The organism is Nocardioides dongkuii, from assembly GCF_014127485.1.
Lineage (GTDB): Bacteria > Actinomycetota > Actinomycetes > Propionibacteriales > Nocardioidaceae > Nocardioides > Nocardioides dongkuii.
On record NZ_CP059903.1, the window covers coordinates 2933634 to 2951391 of the forward strand.

The following is a 17758-nucleotide window of genomic DNA, read 5'->3' on the forward strand; positions in this document are numbered from 1 at the left end:
GGCGCCGGGTCAGGTCGGGGTCAGTCGGTGGTGAGCATCCGGAGGTGACCCTTGCGGCTGGTCTCGCGACCGGTCTCCTCCGCGGGCGCGACCCGGGCCTGGGGCGCCGGGCGGCCGGCCTCGCGGACGGCGTCGGCGAGCGCGAGGAGGTCGTCGCCGGAGGGGCCCTGGGCGGCCGGGTCGGCCGCGAGCCGGAGCACCTCCCAGCCGCGGGGGGCCGAGAGCCGCTCGCTGTGCAGGTCGCACAGGTCGTAGGCGTGCGGCTCGGCGTACGTCGCGAGCGGGCCGAGGACGGCCGTCTGGTCGGCGTACACGTAGGTCAGCGTGCCGCTCGCCGGACGACCGCAGGCGGTGCGGGAACAACGGCGGGTGCGACTCACGCGGCAGACGGTACCTCCCGCCCCGGTCACGCCCGATTAGGCTCGCGGGATGGACCGCCCGCTCGCCCCGCGCCGCCGCACCCGCGACCGCCGCGGCCGCGGCATGCGCGGTCCCGGGGTGCTCCCCGCCCAGCCGGGACGGCCCGCGCTGCGCACCGGCCGCCAGCGCTTCGACGACCTGGTGCTGGGGATCGTCACCGAGGTCGACGAGCGCTGGCAGGACCGCCTCGGCCTGGTCGAGTACGCCGTGGAGGACGCGCCGCAGGTCCCCGACGACTGGGACCCCGCCACCGTCCCGCTGTCCTCCCTCGTCCGCGGCACCGGCACGACGCCCACCCGGCTGGTGCTCTTCCGCCGGCCCATCGAGCACCGCTGCGAGACCCGCAGCGACCTCGAGGCGATGGTGCTGACGCTGGTCGTCGAGCAGGTCGCCGAGCTGCTCGGCATCGACGCCGCCGAGGTCGACCCGCGCTACGACGTGGACGGGAACGACTGACCGACGGGCTGACCGACGGGCCGGGCGATGCTCAGGGCAGGCCGGGCCGGACGTCCGGGACCAGCCCGGAGCGGACCAGCTCACGGAGCCGGACGACGGCCGCGCCGTCGCCGGTGGTGAGCACCGCGCCGCGCACCGCGGTGCGGTCGGGGACGACCTCGACCAGGACGGCGGTCCGGGGCAGCTCGACGACGGCGCCGGCGCCCGGGGTCGTCTCGACCTGCTCGCGGGCCACCCGCCGGCCCGCGGCGTCCCGGGCGACGACGTCCACGAGCCCGACGGCGTCGAACCCGGCGAGCAGCAGCCGCTTCGTCCCGGCGGGCACGACGGCGACGGTCCGCCGGGTGACCGGATCGGTCGGGACGGCGTGGGAGAGGTCGCCGTCCGCGACGGTCCGGAGGGTGGCCGTGACGGGCGCGGTGGCGCGCACCTCCAGGCCGTAGGCGCCGTCGGCCGTCGCAGTCAGCAGCGGGTCGGAGAGCAGGACCCGGCGGGTCGAGCCCGGGGCGACGCGGACCTCCTGGAGCCCGCTCGGGGCGAAGACCGAGTCGGCGGTGACGACCCGCAGCTCCGCGCGGACCTCGTCGTCCCCGGGGTTGGCGAGCACCAGGGTGCGCCGGCCGGGGCCGCGGACCAGCCCGAGCAGCACGCTGGTGCGCTCCGGCGCGGCCTGGCTGCCGAGCCAGTCGGTGGTCGGCCGGCTCGCGCCGAGCTCGTCCTCGGTGTCCTCGACGGCCGCGACCAGCCGCCCGCGGGTGGTGGTCACGCGCATCGCGAGCTCCCCGCGCTGCGGCGCGAGCCGGGCCAGCTCGAGGCGCCGGGTCTCCCCGCCCGGCACCAGCACGCCGCGCAGCCGGGGCGCGTCCACGACGCCGGCCCCGCCGAGCAGCAGCACGTCGGCGACGGCCGGCCCGGCGTTGGGGTTGACGAGCTCGAGCACCGAGGAGCGGCGGGCCCCGGCGCCGACGCCGGTGAACCACTGGTCGGCGCTGGGCGCGGGGCAGGCGGTCGCCGTGAGCGGCGCGGTGCCGGAGCGGCCGGCCACCAGCCCGGGAGCCAGGTCACCCTCGGCGCGCACCACGACCGCGCGCGGCGCGTCGGCGACCGCGGTGCGCCCCGGGGCGACCCGCACCGACTCCGTACCGACCTCGACCGACCCTGAGGCGTCCTCGCTGGTCGCGACGGCCACCTCGCGGGTGCCCCGGAGGGCAGCGGGGCAGGCCAGCGTCGCGGTGCCCAGGGCGGTGCTCGCCGGCGCGACGGGGGCGGGCTCCTCGACCTCGGTGCCCGCGACGAGCAGCAGCCCCACGCAGAGCAGCGGGAGCAGCACGGCCAGCAGCACGGTCGGGTCGAACCGGCGGGACCCGTGGGAGCGGCTCATCGTCGCCTCCTCTCGCTGGTGGGCGCGCAGAGCACCGCGACGACCACGATGGCCAGGCCCTGCACGACCAGCAGCACCACGCGCAGCCAGGACGTCGGCCCGTCCACGGCGCCGGGGTCGAGGGGCAGGTCGACCTGCCAGGCCCGCGTCTGCCGGTCCTCGGCGCTCGCCTGCACCAGGCCGTTGGTGGCGTCGAGCGCGGCCGCCACGTCCGGGTCGGCGGGGGCCGGCAGCACGACGTACTCGATGCCGCGGTCGGCGAGCGCCGCCACGACCGCGCGGGTGGGCCGCGAGAGCAGGGTGCGGACGTCGCGGGTGAGGTCGGCGTCCTCGGCGCTGAGCGCGAGGACCTCGTCCTCGCCGACGGTCACGCCGTCGCCGCGCCGGACGACGTACGACAGCCCGTCGGCGACGTCGCCGCGCACGACCAGCACGCCGTGCTCCGGCCCGACCTCCGAGCTCTGCGCCATGTACGCCGGGATCACGTCGTCGCGCCCGTCCTCGAGCGAGCCGTGGTCCCCGACGACGAACCACCCCAGCCCGACGAGCGGGACCACGGCGGCCGCGACCGCGAGCGGGACGCCGGCGACCAGCCAGGCGCGGAACCGGCTGCGCCGCGCCGCGAGCACCGCGCCCTGCGCGCCGAGCGTCGCCGCCACCACCAGCAGGCCCTGCACGACGACCATCGGGAACCCGGTGGCGGCCGGCACGGTCAGCGCGGCGAGGTCGAGGGAGAGCGTCGCCAGCAGCGCGGTGACGGCGGCGACGGCGAGCGCCACCACCCAGCAGACCAGCACGGGGATCCGGGTGGCTCGCGGCACCAGCGCGAGCACCGCGAGCACCAGCGGGATCCAGCCGAGCCACTCCGGCGCGCCGAGCCCGTCGAGGCGGCCGACGAGCAGCCCGACCCCCGAGGCGGTCGGGCCCGGGAGCCGGCCGGCGTCGAGCAGGAGACCCTCGGCGGCGCGCTCGAGGACGGCGGGCAGCCACCACGGCAGCAGCAGGACCGGGGGCACGGCGACCGCGACGGCCGGCGGGCCCCAGACCGACCGGTCCCGCACCGCCGAGCGGACCACCGCGGTCGCGGCGGCCAGCACCACCAGGCCGGTGGCGGCGGCCAGCACCCAGGCGACCGGCACGAACGCGGTGACGACGGCCAGCAGCAGGCCGGTCCGCCACGCGGCCCGCCAGCGCCGGTCCGCCTCGGGGTCGGCGAAGCCGAGCGCCGCGTGCCCGAGCCACGGCAGCAGCGCCGCGCCGACCACGAGACCGAGGCGGCCGTCGTGCCAGGCGCCGCTGACCACCGGCACCAGCGCGTACGTCGCGGCGCCCCACAGGACCACCCAGCGCGGCGCGCCGCGCGGGGAGACCAGCCGGCCCACCACGCGCAGCAGCCGCCAGGCGCCCCACACCGCCACCGGGACGCTGAGCAGGAGCACCGCGGACACGGCGGCGCCCGCGCTCCCGCCGAGCAGGGTCGCGAGCAGCGCCAGCGGCAGGACGTACGCCGGCGCGGGGACCGCGGTCCCGCTGCCCAGCTCGTGCCAGGTGGCCAGGTGCAGGCCCCACCAGTCGCGCGCCCCGTCGGGGGCCGGCGACAGGCCGGCCGCGGAGAGGTCGCCGCCCAGGGCGTCGCGGGAGCCCACGAGCGCGAGCAGCACGAAGCCGGCCAGCAGCACCGCGACCGGGTTGGTCAGGAACCGCGCCACGACGCCGGTGTCCTCGGACCAGGCGTCCTCGTCGTCGTCAGCGACGGGCCGGCGGGCGGCGAACGACGACGGGTCGGCCTCGGCCTTCGCCGCCCGGCGGCGCTCGGCGACGTCCGCGGCCTGGTCGGTGGCCGCCGTGGCGAGGTCGCTGAGGAAGTCCAGCCCGTGCCGGTAGGGCATCCACCACGGGGGCAGCAGCCGCCGTACCTCCTCGGGCGGAGCGACCCGGGCCGCCGCCCGGTCCCGGCGGGCGGCGCGCAGCTCGCCGGGGTGCGAGTAGACCGACACCAGCGCGGCGAGCTCGTCGAGCGCCTGCCCGACCGAGCGGACCAGCAGGAAGCCGAGGACGCGGAGCAGGGTCCCGAGCGCGAGCCGCAGCACCTGGAACGGCAGCGCCCGGGTCGGGGCGTTCGCCAGCAGCGTCCACAGCGCCGCCCGGCGCTCCTGGTAGTGGGTGTGCCGCCCGGTCAGGGGCGTGCGCCGTACGCCGCGGTGGGCGGCCTCGGCGTGGAAGACCACGGCCTGCGGGACCACGATCGTGCGGTGGCCGGCCTGCGCGGCCCGCCAGCCGAAGTCGAGGTCGTTGCCGAAGATCGGCAGATGGGGGTCAAAGCCGCCGAGCTCCTCGAGGACGGTGCGCCGCACCAGCATCCCGGCGGTGTGCACCGCCAGGACCGTGCGGACCTCGTCGTGCTGGCCCTGGTCGTACTCGCCGCGTTCCAGGCCGGTCTCGCGCCGGCCGGTCCCGGAGATCGTGACGCCGAGCTCGAGCAGCCGCCGCAGCGAGGGCCACTCGCGCAGCTTGGGCCCCAGGACGTCGGCGTCGGGGTCGGCGTCGGCCGCCGCCAGCAGCTCCGCGAGGCAGGTCGGCTCCGGGTTGCTGTCGTCGTGGAGGATCCAGACCCACTCCGGCAGCTCGGCCGCACCGGCCCGCAGCGCGTCGAGCCCCTCGAGGACCGCGGCGGGGAACGTCGTAGCGCCGCTGACCCGGCGTACGTCGCCGAAGGCCTGCTCCAGCAGGGCGGCGCTGTCGTCCTTGCTCCCGGTGTCGACGGCCACGACCCGGTCGACCGCGACGGTCTGGGCGCGGAGCCCCTCGAGCACCGCCGGGAGCCACCGGGCGCCGTCGTGGCTGACCACCAGCGCGGCGACGGAACGGGGTGCAGACACGCTTCCCGACCCTAGACGACCCGCGGGCGGCGCCCCGGCGGGGTGTGCCGGAGCCCCCTGAAATGAGAGAAGGCCCCGGCGGTGGCGGCCGGGGCTCTCTCAGGTGGTGCTGCTCAGGTGGTGCTTCTCAGACTGCGCGCTTCTTCAGCTTGCGGCGCTCCCTCTCGGAGAGACCGCCCCAGATGCCGAACCGCTCGTCGTTCATCAGTGCGGACTCCAAGCAGTCGTCGCGCACCTCACAGGTGAGGCAGACCTTCTTGGCCTCCCTCGTCGATCCTCCCTTCTCAGGGAAGAACGCTTCGGGATCGGTCTGAGCGCACAACGCACGCTCCTGCCATCCCGCTTCCTCGGCGTTCCCGTCGAGGAGAAAGAGTTCTCTCACGGCTGTCGCCCTTTCGACCCGGTCGTGCTCGGACCCACGTCCAAGCCCCACTGCGCGTTTCCTGCCGGAGTCGGTCCGGCCGTGCTGCGGGACCCTGTGCTGACACTGGTGGAATTACATGCCTGTCGTACACCGGAAGTCAAGCACGGATCTGGTATGGCCGACCGGGGAACCGTGCAAGCCGCCGGAGGGCGTAGGGAAGAGTGGGCACCATGCAGAACATCACGGTCCTCTCGGGCGGCATGGGCGGGGCCCGCTTCCTCCAGGGGCTCCTCCACGGCATCTCCTCCGGCACCCTCCCCGGCGTCGCCGCCGACGCCCGCGTCACGGTGGTCGCGAACACCGCCGACGACCTCTGGGTGCACGGCCTCAAGGTCTGCCCCGACCTCGACACCGTGATGTACACCCTCGGCGACGGCATCGACCCCGAGCGCGGCTGGGGCCGGCGCGAGGAGACCTGGAGCGTGCGCACCGAGCTGGCGGCGTACGGCGTGGAGCCCACCTGGTTCGGTCTGGGCGACCGCGACGTCGCCACCCACCTGGTCCGCACCCAGATGCTCGAGGCCGGCTTCCCGCTCTCCCAGGTGACCGAGGCGCTGTGCCGGCGCTGGCTCTCCCCGACGTACGGCGACGGCGTGCGGCTGCTGCCGATGAGCGACGACCGGGTGGAGACCCACATCGCGATCGCCGACCCCGAGAGCCCCAGCGGCCGCCGGGTGGTGCACTTCCAGGAGTACTGGGTGCGGCTGCGCGCCTCGGTGCCGGCCGAGGCGGTGCTCGTCGTCGGTCTGGACCAGTCGACCCCCGGACCGGGCGTGCTGGACGCCCTCGCCGAGGCGGACCTCGTGCTGCTGCCGCCCTCGAATCCGGTCGTCAGCGTCGGCACCATCCTCGGCGTGCCGCAGGTGCGCGAGGCGCTGGCGGCGACGTCCGCCCCCGTCGTCGGCCTCTCCCCCATCGTCGGCGGCAGCCACGTGCGCGGCATGGCCGAGCAGCTGCTGGGCACCATCGGGGTCGAGGTGAGCGCCGCGGGGGTGGGGCTGCACTACGGCGCCCGCTCCGCCGGCGGGGTCCTCGACGGGTGGCTGGTCGACGAGCGGGACGCCGACCAGCTCGGCCGGCTGCAGGACGCCGGCCTGGCCGCGGCCGCCGTACCGCTGATGATGACCGACCCGGAGGCCACGGCGGCGATGGCCGCCGCCGCCGTTGGGCTCGTGCGCCGGTGAACCGCCTGGAGGTGCTGGCCCCCGACGGCGTGCCGGAGGTGCGGGACGGCGACGACGTGGCCGCGCTGCTGCTCGCCGCCCTCGAGCGCGAGCAGGTCGCCCTGCTCGACGGCGACGTCGTCGTCGTGACGAGCAAGGTGGTCAGCAAGGCCGAGGGGCGGGTACGCCGGGGCGAGCGCGACGAGGCACTGGCCGCCGAGACCGTCCGCGTCGTGGCCCGGCGGGGCCCGACCACGATCGTCCGCACCCGGCACGGCCTGACCATGGCGGCGGCCGGCATCGACGCCTCGAACGTCGAGCTGGGCTCGATCGTGCTGCTGCCCGAGGACCCCGACGCCTCGGCCCGGGCGCTCCGCGCCGCACTGCAGGAGCGGACCGGCCGCACGGTCGGGGTGGTCGTGACCGACACGGCCGGCCGTGCGTGGCGGGAGGGCCAGACCGACCTCGCGGTGGGCGCCGCCGGGCTGCTCGTCGCCGAGGACTACGCCGGGCGCACGGACCCGCACGGCAACCCGCTCGCGGTCACCGCCCCGGCGGTCGCCGACGAGATCGCCGGCGCGGCGGAGCTCGCGCAGGGCAAGCTCGCCGGCCGCCCGTTCGCGGTCGTCCGCGGCCGGGCCGACCTGGTCCTCCCGCCCGGCGAGGCCGGACCGGGCGCGGTGGCGCTGGTGCGGGCCGAGGGCGGCGACCTGTTCGGGTACGGCGCCCGCGAGGCCGTCGTCCGCGCCCTGGCCGGCGACCCCGCCGACCGCACGCCGTTCGGCGCCGCCGCGGACCCCCAGGAGCTGGCGGCCGCGCTGGCCGCGGTCTCGGACGCCGAGGTGCACCCCGACGGCGACGACCTGGTCGTCACCGGCGCCGATCCGGCCGTCCTCGCGGCGCTCGCGTACGCCCACGGCTGGACGACGCGTGCCGGCGATTCCGCCGTCGCCGCACGGCTGACGCCCGTCGGTCCGTAGACTCCCCTGCTGGACCCGGCGCGGCACCGCCCCGGGCGTCCGTGCCGCCCATCGACCGCGAGGAACCCCCAACCGTGGCCAAGACCCCGAAGTCTGCCAAGTCCGACCGCCAGGCGGTCATCGACGACATCCGCAAGAAGCAGAAGGGCGCCGAGAAGCGCCGGGGCTTCGCCATCGTGGGCGCGTGCCTGCTGGTGGCGCTGCTCATCGTCGGCGCCGCGGCGTGGGGGCCGATCAAGGACTCGCTCGACGCCGGTGAGTACGCCGACGTGCCGCTGGCGGAGATCGGCGCTCCGGCGTCGGTCTGCACCGACCCGGTCACCGAGTCCGCCGAGGGCTCCGGCGACCACGTGGACGAGGCGCAGCAGGTCACCTACGACCACTCCCCGCCGGCCTTCGGCGCGCACTGGAACGCCCTCGGCTCGCCGGCCCCGTTCGAGCGGAAGTTCTACACCGCCGAGGACCGCCCCGAGCTGGAGTCGCTGGTCCACAACTCCGAGCACGGTTACAACATCGTCTGGTACGACGAGACGATCGCCGACGACGACGAGGCGGTCGACCACCTCCGCGCGTTCGCCGCGAAGTTCGAGGGCACCAGCAACTACCGCTCGAAGTTCATCGTCGCGCCCTGGACCAAGGACGACGACAAGGCGCACGGCGGCGAGTTCCCCGAGGGCCAGCACGTCGCCATGACGCACTGGTCCGTCGGCGGCGCCGGCGAGACCGACCCGACCAAGCAGGTCGGCGTGTGGCAGTACTGCAGCGAGCCCAGCGGCGAGGCGCTCGAGGAGTTCGTGAAGACCTACCCCTACACCGACTCCCCCGAGCCGACCGTCCAGTAGGACCTCAGGTCAGGTCGCGCTGGCCCCCGTCCTGGAGGCCGGCGACGACCTGCTTGACGGCCTGCGCGTGCGCGCGGGTCGTGACCAGGAGGGCGTCCGGGGTGTCGACCACGACGACGTCCTCGAGCCCGACCACGGCGATGGTGCGCCCCGAGCGCGGCACCACCAGGCCGGTGGCGTCGATGGCGTGCACGAGCGCCTCGTCGCCGAGGACCGTGGGCCGCCCCGGGGTGGCGGGCAGCAGGGTGGCGAGCGAGTCGAAGTCGCCGATGTCGTCCCAGCCGAACGACGCCGGCACTGTCACCACGCGGCCGGCGGCCGCGGCCGGCTCGGCGACGGCGTGGTCGAGCGCGATCTTGGGCAGGTCCGGCCAGAGCTCGGCGAGCCGGGACCGGTCCGCGGCGATCTCCCGCAGGCGTACGGCGAACTCCGGGTGCTCGGCCGCCAGCAGGTCCAGCAGCACCGTCGGGCGGACCACGAACATGCCGGCGTTCCAGCGGTAGCTGCCCGACGCCAGGTAGCCCTCGGCCACCTCCGGCGAGGGCTTCTCGACGAACGCCTCGACGCCGAACACCCCCTCGTGGCCCGCGAGCGGGTCGCCGAGGCGGATGTAGCCGAAGGCCGAGGAGGGGAACGTCGGGTCGATGCCGAGCGTGACCAGCCAGCCGTCCCGGGCGGCGGCGACCGCGGTCGCCACGGCCACCCCGAACGCGGCGCGGTCGGTGATCACGTGGTCCGCGGCGAACGAGCCCATCACCGCCTCCGGGTCGGTCAGCTCGAGGATCGCGGCGGCCAGGCCGATGGCGGCCATCGAGTCGCGCGGCGAGGGCTCGGCGAGCACGCACTCCGGGGCCACCCCCGCGAGCTGCTCGACCACGGCCTCGCGGTGGGCCGCGCCCGTGACCACCAGGAACCGGTCGTCGACGAGCGGCGCCAGCCGGTCGTGGGTCTCCTGGAGCAGCGAGCGGCCGCTACCCGTGAGGTCGCGGAGGAACTTCGGCGCGGCGGCCCGCGACAGCGGCCACAGCCGGGTGCCGGCACCCCCCGCGGGCACCACCGCCCAGAACCCCTCGATCGTGTCCGTGTTCTCTCCCCCGACGCTCGTCATGGCCAGGAGCCTAGGGCGTGGCACCCGGGCGCAGGTCCGTAGTCTCCAGGTCGTGACCACCTTCTCCCGGCTGCTCGACGGCCTGCTGCGCACCGAGCCCGGCCGACCCCTGGTGACCTTCTACGACCACGCCACCGGGGAGCGGGTCGAGCTGTCGGTGACGACCTACGCCAACTGGGTCGCCAAGGCCGCCTCGCTGCTCGTCGAGGAGCACGACCTCGAGCGCGGCGGCACCCTGCGGGTCGACCTCCCGAGCCACTGGCTGGGGCCGGTCTTCCTCGGCGCGGCCTGGGCGGCCGGCCTGGTGGTGACCGACGACGACGAGCCGGACGCGGTCGTGTGCGGACCGGGGACGCTCGCGCGCTGGGCGGCCGCGGCGGACGACGTACCGGTGCTGGCGTGCTCGCTGCTGCCGATGGGGGTCCGGTTCGCCGACCCGCTGCCGGCCGGCGTGCACGACGTCGGGGTGGAGATCTGGTCGCAGCCGGACTCGTTCATCCCGTGGGACCCGCCGACCCCCGACGACCCGGCCGTGTCCTGGGCGGGCGTCACCACCACGCAGGCGCAGCTGTGGGAGACGGCCGCCGCCGGGAGTCTCCTCACCGACGGCGGCCGTCTCCTGTCGGAGGCGAACCCGGCTTCCCCACCGGGGATCGCCTCCTTCGCGGAGCCGCTCGCGAGGAGCGGCTCGCTGGTCCTGGTGGCCCATGCCGACCCGGAGCGGCTCGAGGCGACGTACGCCGCCGAGCGCGCCACGGCCCGCTTCCCGCGCGGGAACCACCAGGACTGATCGGGTTGCGGGCTCAGCCCGCCAGATCGAACCCCTCGGCGCCGGTGTCCAGGTGCACGGGGGCGCCGACCCCGTTCGCCGTCCCGGGCAGGAGCAGCAACCGGCCGCTGGCCTTCTCGCGGACCACGACGTCCGGGCGCCCGACCAGGCCGATGTCGCGGATGCCGATCACCCAGTCGTACGCCGACACGTTGCCCGACAGGGTGCGCGCCCCGGTCAGGCCGCCGGGGCCGTTGCCCGGGTAGAGCACCAGCGAGCGCCCGCTGCGCACCAGGCTGTCCGGGGCGCCGTCGGTGTCCCAGCGGCCGATGCCGGAGAGCCGGGCGCCCTTGATCTTGGCGTGCGCGACGTAGCTGGAGCCGAGCGCCTGCGCGCCGCGGCCGGGGTAGATCCGCATCACGCCGCCGACCTGGCCCATCAGGTCCGGCCAGCCGTCGCCGGTCATGTCGCCGACCGCGGCGAGCAGCTTCACCCCGCCGAAGCCGGTGCCGATCCTGGTGGCCTTGCCGAACTGCCCGGCGCCGTTGCCCGGCCGCACCAGCAGGTTGCCGTTCCTCTTGCGCATGACGATGTCGCCGAAGCCGTCGCGGTCCCAGTCGCCGGCGTTCATCAGCCGGTCCACCCGCTTGATCGTGCGCCCGGTGTCGATCGGCCGGCCCATCCCGGCCACGCCCGTGGCGGAGACCGTCGTGGGCCAGACCATCAGCCGGGCGTCGCTCGCGCGCCGGACCACCAGGTCGGGGTGCGGCGAGCCGGCGATGTTCGACTCCAGCTCGCGCCCGGACCAGCCCTGCTGGGCGCCGGCCGCGAGCTTCCGGATCTTGGGGATCTTGGCGTAGAGGTACTTGCCCGGGCAGGCGGTCGAGCCGGCGTCGCGGTGGCCGTTGATGCCCGGGAACGTGCGCGGGCCGACCACCTGGTTGGTCGAGGACGCCGCCACGCCGTGCAGGGAGAGCTTCCAGGCGAACAGCGCGCCGTACGCCTGGACCATCGCGCGGCCGGGCTTCTTCAGCTCGAAGTTGCCGATGGCCGACATCGCGAAGGAGTAGTCGTTGTAGCCCAGGGTGTGCGCGCCGACCACGGGGCGGTCGACGCCGCCGGCGCGACCCTCCCAGATCCGGCCGAACCGGTCGACGAGGTAGTTGTAGCCGAGGTCGCTCCAGCCCCGGGAACGGGTGTGGTAGGCGTAGATGCTCCGCAGGATCCCGGGCACCTCGGCCCTGCTGTACTCGTTGGCGTTCACCGTGTGGTGGACGAAGCCGGCGTGCACCTCGTAGTAGTGCAGCGACCCCTTGTCGCGCAGCCGCTCGTCGGCGCCCCACTGGGCGCGGGAGTAGATCGTGGGCTTGGGCGTGTAGATGGCCGCCGAGAGCTCCATGGCCTCGTCCTCCGCTGCCTCGGGCGCGGCCGGCGTGGCCGGGGCCGGGGCCGGCTGCTCGCCGTCGAGGAGGCCGGTGTCGATCTCGGCCTTCTCCAGCTCCTCGGCCTCGCTCTGGCCCGGGTCGATGACGGCGAGCTTCATGTCGGCGGGCAGCGCGTCCTGCGCGGTGACCTGCACCTGCACCTGGTCGACCTCGCCGACCAGCAGCTCGGTCGTGCCCGGGCGGGCCTGCTGGCCCTCGGGGCTGTCGGGGTCGGGCCCGTGCTCGTCGTGGTACTCCATCGGCGCCCAGTCCGACCAGACGCCGTCGTCGAGGGTGCGCACCCCGAACTCGATCGACTCGTCGTCGACCGCGAGCCCGTGCTGCCAGGTGACGCCGACCGCGCCGTACCCGGTCACCGGCTGCGGGGTGCTGGTCAGCGCCGCGGCGCCGTCGGCGGCCGTCGTCCGACGGGCCTCGAGGGTGGGCGCCTTCACGCGGCCGGCGACCGTGGTCGCGGGGGCCGTCAGCGACACCTCCTCGACCGTCGCCTCGACCGGCGCGGCCGGGACGAGCGAGGCCTGCGCGGAGACGTGGGAGTACGCCGCCATGCCGCTGGTCGGAGCCGCCGGCACGGCGCCCCCGAGCGGCGCCTCGTGGACCACGTCCAGGGTCACGATGCTGGCGGCAGGGGTGAGCACGGCCAGCACGACACCGAGGGCCAGCAGCTGCTGGCAGGCGGTGACGAAACGGCTTTTCGAGGCAGGCATGACGGGTCCTTCAGGTGCGGGGGAAGTTCACACTGGCCGCAACTTTCACATGAGTCACACGAGCACGGAAGAGTTCGTGAGTAACTACAACCGTGTAATTTCCACCCGACACGCCGACGGAATCGAGAAAAGTCAAACTTGACTGGACAGGCCTCAGCACCCCTCTGAGGGGGTCCGGGCATGCGTGCGACGCCGCCCTCCCCCACCGCCTCGGGGGTCCGGGGTCGGGAAAAGGTCGCGCCTGGTCGCGCTCAGGGACGGATCAGATGTCCGCGCCGAGCTCGTCGTCCTCGCGCTCGTCGGCGTCCGGCTCGTGACCCGGGTTGTCGTCCTCGTACCGGAGGTACTTGATGCCCTGGTTCACGTCGCCGTCGAAGCCGACCCGGCCCTTCTCGAGCACGATCACGCGGTTGCACATCTTGCGGACCGAGCCGGCCGCGTGGCTGACGTAGAAGAGGGTGCGCCCGCTCTTGCGGACCTCCTCCATCTTCTCGATGCACTTCTTCTTGAACGGGCGGTCGCCGACGGCGAGGGCCTCGTCGGCGAGGAAGATGTCGGAGTCGACGTGGATCGCGACCGCGAAGCCGAGCCGGGCGAACATGCCTGAGGAGTAGTTGCCGACCGGGGTCTCGAGGAACCTGCCGATGTCGGCGAACTCGACGATGTCGTCGAACTTCCGCTTGGTCTCCTGCTCGGTCATGCCGAGCACCGCGGCGTTGAGGAAGACGTTCTCGCGGCCGGTGAGCTGGGGGTGGAAGCCGGCGCCGGTGGCGATCAGGCCGGCGATCCGCCCGCGGGTCAGGACCTGGCCGGCGTCCGGTCTCATCACGCCCTGGACCAGCTTGAGCAGCGTGCTCTTGCCGGATCCGTTGAGGCCCATCAGCCCGATGGCCTCGCCCTGCTCGACGGTGAACGAGACGTCGTCGAGCGCCTTGAAGGTGTCGCTGATGTCGCGGCCCTTCATGAACGCCACCGACATCTGCTTCAGCGTGCGCTGGTAGCGGAGCGTGAACTCCTTGGTGACCCCGTCGATGACGATCGAGGTGCTGTCGGGGTAGGTCATCAGAGGCGCTCCGGGACCTTGTTCTCGAACTTGCGGAACATCAGCTGGCCGATCACGAGCAGCACCAGCCCGACGCCGACCCCGATGAAGCTGTAGGTCCAGAGGTCGGCGGGGATGTGCTCGGCGTGGGTCTTCGCGGGGTCGTCGGTGGTGCCCACCCAGAACGCCTGCTGCACCAGCAGCACGGCGTCCGCGATCGGGTTCCACAGGTAGTACGGCGCGACCGCGCCGAACCGCTCCTCGACCAGCGTGTAGGGGTAGATCATCGGGACGCCGAAACGCACGAAGTTGGTCAGGATGTTCACGAAGCTGCCGACGTCGCGCAGGAACACGTTGGCGATGCTGAACATCAGCGCGAGGGCCAGCCCGATCGTCGCGATGATCACCAGCGCCAGCAGGAACCCGAGCATGTACGTCGGGTCGGGCGTCCAGCCGCACAGCGCGCAGATGAACGCGAGGATCAGCAGCTGCGGGCCGATGTGGTAGAGCGAGACCAGCATCGAGGCCACCGGGAACATCTCCCGTGGCATCGCCATCTTCCGCACCAGCGCCTTGTTCCGCACGATCGAGCGGGTGCCGGCGTTGAAGGTCTCCACGAAGAACTGCACGACGATCAGCCCGCAGAACACGTGCACGGCGAACATCTGGACGCTGTCGCGACCGATGATCGCGCCCATCACGAACCAGTAGATGAACAGCTGGGAGAGCGGGTTCAGGTAGGACCAGAGGAAGCCCAGCAGCGAGGACTGGTAGCGCGCGCTGATCTCCCGGCGTACCAGCAGCTTGAGCAGGTAGCGCCGGCGGAAGACCTCGAGCAGGCCCGCGGTCGGCGCCGGGTTCGTCAGCGGCGCGTGGACCACGTGCGGCTGCGTGGCGGTCTCACTCATCGCCGGCCGCACCATCCGTCCACGGGGCGAAGGTGCGCTCCCAGGCCTCCGGCGAGGTGATCTCGCCCAGCGCCTCGCGGTACTGGACGGCGAGCTCGGGCCACTCGCGGTGGAAGCGGCGGTGGATGTCGATGGTCCGCTTGAGCAGGTCGCGGTAGCGGGCCGGGTCGCGCCGGTAGAACGCGACCGACGAGCCGTCGTTCATCGAGACCACGGCCGAGTCGTACTTCACGAGGTTGTACCAGGCCGCGTCCATCGCGGTGAGCTCGGTCTCGGGGTACTCGGTGGCCATCTCCCGCACCGGTCGCAGCTGGCGCAGCGGCGCCAGGCCGGCGGCGACGAGGGTGCTCAGCCGACTCGGGATCTCGATGTCGGCCTTGCCCTTCTTGGGCGGCTTCTTGCGCCGCACCGGCGGCAGCTCGTCGCGGTCGATGTGCAGCTGGGCGTCGGTGAACTGCTTGCGGAAGGCGTTGATCTCGCCCAGCTTGGTGGCCAGCTCGCCGTGCAGGGCGTGCGGGCCGCGCAGCACGTCCTCCATCGCCAGGTGCCGCAGCTCGGCCGTCGAGTACTGCAGCGAGGCGAGGTGCTTGACCTGGTGGTTGAGGCTCTCGCGCACCATCCGCCCGCCACGCTCGTAGGGCGAGTGGAGCAGCGCAGCGATGATCCGGTTGCGGTGGTGGAAGTAGGACTGCCAGTCCACGCCGTCGTTCTTGTCGGTCCACGGCACGTGCCAGACGGCGGCACCGGGGAAGGACACCGTCGGGTAGCCCGCCTGCTTGGCCCGGAGCCCGAACTCCGAGTCGTCCCACTTGATGAAGACGGGCAGCGAGAGGCCGACCTCCTCGAGGACCACGCGCGGGATCAGGCACATGAACCAGCCGTTGAAGTCCACGTCGGCGCGCTTGTGCAGCCACCGGGACGAGCGCAGGTTGCGCGCGGCGAAGTCCCACTGGGCGTAGCCGTCGAGGCGGGTCTGCCACCAGAAGCGCCACGGCTGGACGATCTCGCCGAACGAGTGCAGCTGGGCGCGGCTGTAGAGGTTGAACATGTGGCCGCCGACGATGGTCGGGCGCTTGGCGAGGTCGCCGAAGGTGACCGCGCGGATCACGCCCTCCGGCTCGCAGACCACGTCGTCGTCCATCATCATCGCGTACGTCGCGGTGCCCTTGCGGACGCTCTCGAGCTGGCCGCGGGCGTACCCGCCGGACCCGCCCAGGTTGCCCTGGACGATGACGTGGAGCTTCTCGCCGAGGCCCGCACGCGCGGCGGGGAAGTACTCGCTGTCGGTGACCTTGTCCTTGCCCTGGTCCATGACGAAGACCGTGTCGAGGTAGGGCTGCAGCTCCTCGGCGGCGCCGAGCTGGCCCAGCAGCTGGGCGCTCATGTCAGGCAGCATCGTGGTGATGCAGACGTCGACGGTGCCGTGCTCGGCGCGGTCGGCCGAGACTTCCGCGGTCCACTCGGCGCCCTCGACCGTGCAGCCGTGGTCGCCCGCGACGACGTCGTACCAGTACCAGCCGCCGTCGACGAACGGCTTCAGGGACAGGTCGAAGGTGAACGTGCCCTCGGCGTCCTCGCCGGTCTGGGCCGAGTCGACCCGCTGGGAGTGGCCGCGCGCCATCGACTTGTAGACGGTGACGGTCGACCCGGCGCCGCGGACCGTGACGGAGAGCTGCACCTGCGTGACGACCGTGTGCCGGCGCCAGTACGACGCCGGGAAGGCGTTGAAGTAGGTGCCGAAGGACAGCAGTTGCGACGGCTCGAGCTGCAGCGCGGTGCGCGAGCGGATCTGGTCGGGGTGCAGCTTGCGCCCGGTCGAGGTCGACTGGCGGATCGCGGCGTTGTTGAGGTCCTTGGCGGCCTTGTCGCCACCGACCTCGAAGCGGTCGGTGTCGAGCTTGACGTCCTCGAGGTCGACATAGAGCGGGAACACGTCGGTGTCGCGGTCGATCGGGAGGATCTGCCGCTGGAGCAGCCGGGTCACCGTGCCGGGCGTGGTGTGGGTGGCCGCCGGGGCGGTCGTCGGGCTGGTGGTCACTCGTCCACTCCTCCGCTCGTCAGGGGCGCGCCTTCGGCGAAGTGCGGCCGGAGCTTGTTCTCGAACATCGACAGGGCCGAGCCGATCGCCATGTGCATGTCGAGGTACTTGTAGGTGCCGAGCCGACCCCCGAAGAGGACCATCGGCTCCCGCTTCGCGCGCTCGCGGTACTTGAGCAGCTTCTCGCGGTCGGCGGCGGTGTTCACCGGGTAGTAGGGCTCGTCGCCCTCCTCCGCGAACCGGCTGTACTCGTGCACCACGATCGACTTGCCCGGCAGGTAGGTGCGCTCGGGGTGCAGGTGCTTGAACTCCAGCACCCGCGTCCACGGGACGTCCTCGTCGTTGGCGTTCACCACGCCGGTGCCCTGGTAGTCGTCGACGTCGACGGTCTCGCGCTCGAGGTCGATGGTGCGCCAGGACAGCCGGCCCTCGGCGTTGTCGAAGTACTCGTCGACGGGGCCGGTGTAGACGATCGGGACCTTGCCCCTGAACTCGTCGGCCACCGCGAAGAAGTCGGTCTCGAGGCGGACCTCGATGTTCGGGTGGTCGGCCATCCGCTCCAGCCAGGCCGTGTAGCCGTCGACCGGGAGGCCCTCGTAGGTGTCGTTGAAGTAGCGGTTGTCAAAGGTGTAGCGGACCGGGAGGCGCGTGATGATGTCCGCGCTGAGCTCCGTGGGGTCGGTCTGCCACTGCTTGGCGGTGTAGCCCTTGACGAAGGCCTCGTAGAGCGGGCGCCCGATGAGGGAGATCGCCTTCTCCTCGAGGTTGGTGGCGTCCGCGGTGGCGATCTCGCTGGCCTGCTCGGCGATCAGCGCCCGCGCCTCGTCGGGGGTGTGCGACTTCCCGAAGAACTGGTTGATCAGGCCCAGGTTCATCGGGAAGGAGTAGACCTGCCCCTGGTACTTCGCGAACACCCGGTGCTGGTAGCCGGTGAAGTCGGTGAACCGGTTGACGTACTCCCACACCTTGGTGTTCGAGGTGTGGAAGAGGTGGGTGCCGTAGACGTGCACCTCGATCCCGGTCTCGGGGTCGATCTCGCTGTACGCGTTGCCCCCGAGGTGGTGGCGGCGCTCGAGCACCAGCACCTTGAGGCCCAGCTCGCTGGCGCAGCGCTCGGCGACGGTCAGGCCGAAGAAGCCGGAGCCGACGACGACCAGGTCCGGGAGCGCGGCGGAATCAGGGGAGGACACGATCCG

15 protein-coding genes are annotated in these 17758 nt (G+C 73.5%); 5 read left to right on the forward strand and 10 right to left on the reverse strand.

The features are described 5' to 3' along the window. Positions 1–20: 20 nt before the first annotated feature. Complete coding sequence (locus tag H4O22_RS14145; RefSeq protein ID WP_182524020.1) at positions 21–380, reverse strand: DUF3499 domain-containing protein; 360 nt, start codon at positions 378–380, stop codon at positions 21–23. A 49-nt stretch (positions 381–429) separates the two neighbouring features. Between H4O22_RS14145 and H4O22_RS14150 the strand changes: the two genes are divergently transcribed. Beyond that, the gene (locus H4O22_RS14150) at positions 430–876 is read left to right on the forward strand and encodes a metallopeptidase family protein (protein ID WP_182524021.1); all 447 of its coding nucleotides are present in this window, start codon (positions 430–432) and stop codon (positions 874–876) included. Between the two features lie 31 nt (positions 877–907). On the opposite strand, the gene H4O22_RS14155 is transcribed toward H4O22_RS14150, so the two are convergent. The 3 genes from H4O22_RS14155 to H4O22_RS14165 all read right to left on the reverse strand — a co-directional run bounded on the left by H4O22_RS14155 (position 908) and on the right by H4O22_RS14165 (position 5518). After that, positions 908–2257, reverse strand: coding sequence for a DUF5719 family protein (locus tag H4O22_RS14155; RefSeq protein WP_182524022.1), 1350 nt, complete (start codon positions 2255–2257; stop codon positions 908–910). Then, entirely contained in the window at positions 2254–5136 is a 2883-nt protein-coding gene (locus H4O22_RS14160; RefSeq protein WP_182524023.1) for a glycosyltransferase, read from the reverse strand. Before H4O22_RS14160 ends, H4O22_RS14155 begins: the two co-directional genes overlap by 4 nt. Before the next feature lie 127 nt (positions 5137–5263). Beyond that, positions 5264–5518, reverse strand: coding sequence for a WhiB family transcriptional regulator (locus tag H4O22_RS14165; protein WP_182527147.1), 255 nt, complete (start codon positions 5516–5518; stop codon positions 5264–5266). A 212-nt stretch (positions 5519–5730) separates the two neighbouring features. On the opposite strand from H4O22_RS14165, the gene cofD reads away from it, so the two are divergent. The 3 genes from cofD to H4O22_RS14180 all read left to right on the forward strand — a co-directional run bounded on the left by cofD (position 5731) and on the right by H4O22_RS14180 (position 8545). Next, the gene (cofD, locus tag H4O22_RS14170; RefSeq protein WP_182524024.1) at positions 5731–6744 is read left to right on the forward strand and encodes a 2-phospho-L-lactate transferase; all 1014 of its coding nucleotides are present in this window, start codon (positions 5731–5733) and stop codon (positions 6742–6744) included. Then, positions 6741–7703: a coenzyme F420-0:L-glutamate ligase gene (gene cofE, locus H4O22_RS14175; RefSeq protein ID WP_182524025.1), complete on the forward strand. Its 963-nt coding sequence runs from the start codon at positions 6741–6743 to the stop codon at positions 7701–7703. The genes cofD and cofE overlap by 4 nt, the downstream gene beginning before the upstream one ends. Positions 7704–7777: 74 nt before the next feature. Then, on the forward strand, positions 7778–8545 hold the full coding sequence (locus tag H4O22_RS14180) for a DUF3105 domain-containing protein (protein ID WP_182524026.1): 768 nt from the start codon (positions 7778–7780) through the stop codon (positions 8543–8545). Between the two features lie 4 nt (positions 8546–8549). Here the strand turns inward: H4O22_RS14180 and H4O22_RS14185 are convergent, their stop codons facing one another. Next, complete coding sequence (locus tag H4O22_RS14185) at positions 8550–9653, reverse strand: mannose-1-phosphate guanylyltransferase (protein ID WP_182524027.1); 1104 nt, start codon at positions 9651–9653, stop codon at positions 8550–8552. A gap of 52 nt (positions 9654–9705) precedes the next feature. Between H4O22_RS14185 and H4O22_RS14190 the strand changes: the two genes are divergently transcribed. Then, positions 9706–10443 carry a TIGR03089 family protein gene (locus H4O22_RS14190; protein WP_182524028.1) on the forward strand — a complete coding sequence of 246 codons (738 nt, stop codon included), beginning with the start codon at positions 9706–9708 and terminating at the stop codon, positions 10441–10443. A gap of 13 nt (positions 10444–10456) precedes the next feature. On the opposite strand, the gene H4O22_RS14195 is transcribed toward H4O22_RS14190, so the two are convergent. The 5 genes from H4O22_RS14195 to glf all read right to left on the reverse strand — a co-directional run bounded on the left by H4O22_RS14195 (position 10457) and on the right by glf (position 17752). Beyond that, positions 10457–12574, reverse strand: coding sequence for an N-acetylmuramoyl-L-alanine amidase (locus tag H4O22_RS14195; RefSeq protein ID WP_182524029.1), 2118 nt, complete (start codon positions 12572–12574; stop codon positions 10457–10459). A gap of 262 nt (positions 12575–12836) precedes the next feature. Then, complete coding sequence (locus tag H4O22_RS14200; RefSeq protein ID WP_182524030.1) at positions 12837–13637, reverse strand: ABC transporter ATP-binding protein; 801 nt, start codon at positions 13635–13637, stop codon at positions 12837–12839. Then, positions 13637–14524: an ABC transporter permease gene (locus H4O22_RS14205; protein WP_182524031.1), complete on the reverse strand. Its 888-nt coding sequence runs from the start codon at positions 14522–14524 to the stop codon at positions 13637–13639. The genes H4O22_RS14200 and H4O22_RS14205 overlap by 1 nt, the downstream gene beginning before the upstream one ends. After that, positions 14517–16562 carry a glycosyltransferase gene (locus tag H4O22_RS14210; protein ID WP_182524032.1) on the reverse strand — a complete coding sequence of 682 codons (2046 nt, stop codon included), beginning with the start codon at positions 16560–16562 and terminating at the stop codon, positions 14517–14519. The genes H4O22_RS14205 and H4O22_RS14210 overlap by 8 nt, the downstream gene beginning before the upstream one ends. Beyond that, the gene (gene glf, locus H4O22_RS14215) at positions 16559–17752 is read right to left on the reverse strand and encodes a UDP-galactopyranose mutase (RefSeq protein WP_182524033.1); all 1194 of its coding nucleotides are present in this window, start codon (positions 17750–17752) and stop codon (positions 16559–16561) included. Before glf ends, H4O22_RS14210 begins: the two co-directional genes overlap by 4 nt. Between the last annotated feature and the right edge of the window lie 6 nt (positions 17753–17758).

Excerpts from the sequence above, each read along its gene's own strand:
- H4O22_RS14200 (WP_182524030.1), bottom strand. The coding sequence starts at position 13,637 with ATGACCTACCCCGACAGCACCTCGATCGTCATCGACGGGGTCACCAAG.
- H4O22_RS14150 (WP_182524021.1), top strand. The coding sequence starts at position 430 with ATGGACCGCCCGCTCGCCCCGCGCCGCCGCACCCGCGACCGCCGCGGC.
- H4O22_RS14195 (WP_182524029.1), bottom strand. The coding sequence starts at position 12,574 with ATGCCTGCCTCGAAAAGCCGTTTCGTCACCGCCTGCCAGCAGCTGCTG.
- H4O22_RS14155 (WP_182524022.1), bottom strand. The coding sequence starts at position 2,257 with ATGAGCCGCTCCCACGGGTCCCGCCGGTTCGACCCGACCGTGCTGCTG.
- cofD (WP_182524024.1), top strand. The coding sequence starts at position 5,731 with ATGCAGAACATCACGGTCCTCTCGGGCGGCATGGGCGGGGCCCGCTTC.
- H4O22_RS14185 (WP_182524027.1), bottom strand. The coding sequence starts at position 9,653 with ATGACGAGCGTCGGGGGAGAGAACACGGACACGATCGAGGGGTTCTGG.
- H4O22_RS14205 (WP_182524031.1), bottom strand. The coding sequence starts at position 14,524 with ATGAGTGAGACCGCCACGCAGCCGCACGTGGTCCACGCGCCGCTGACG.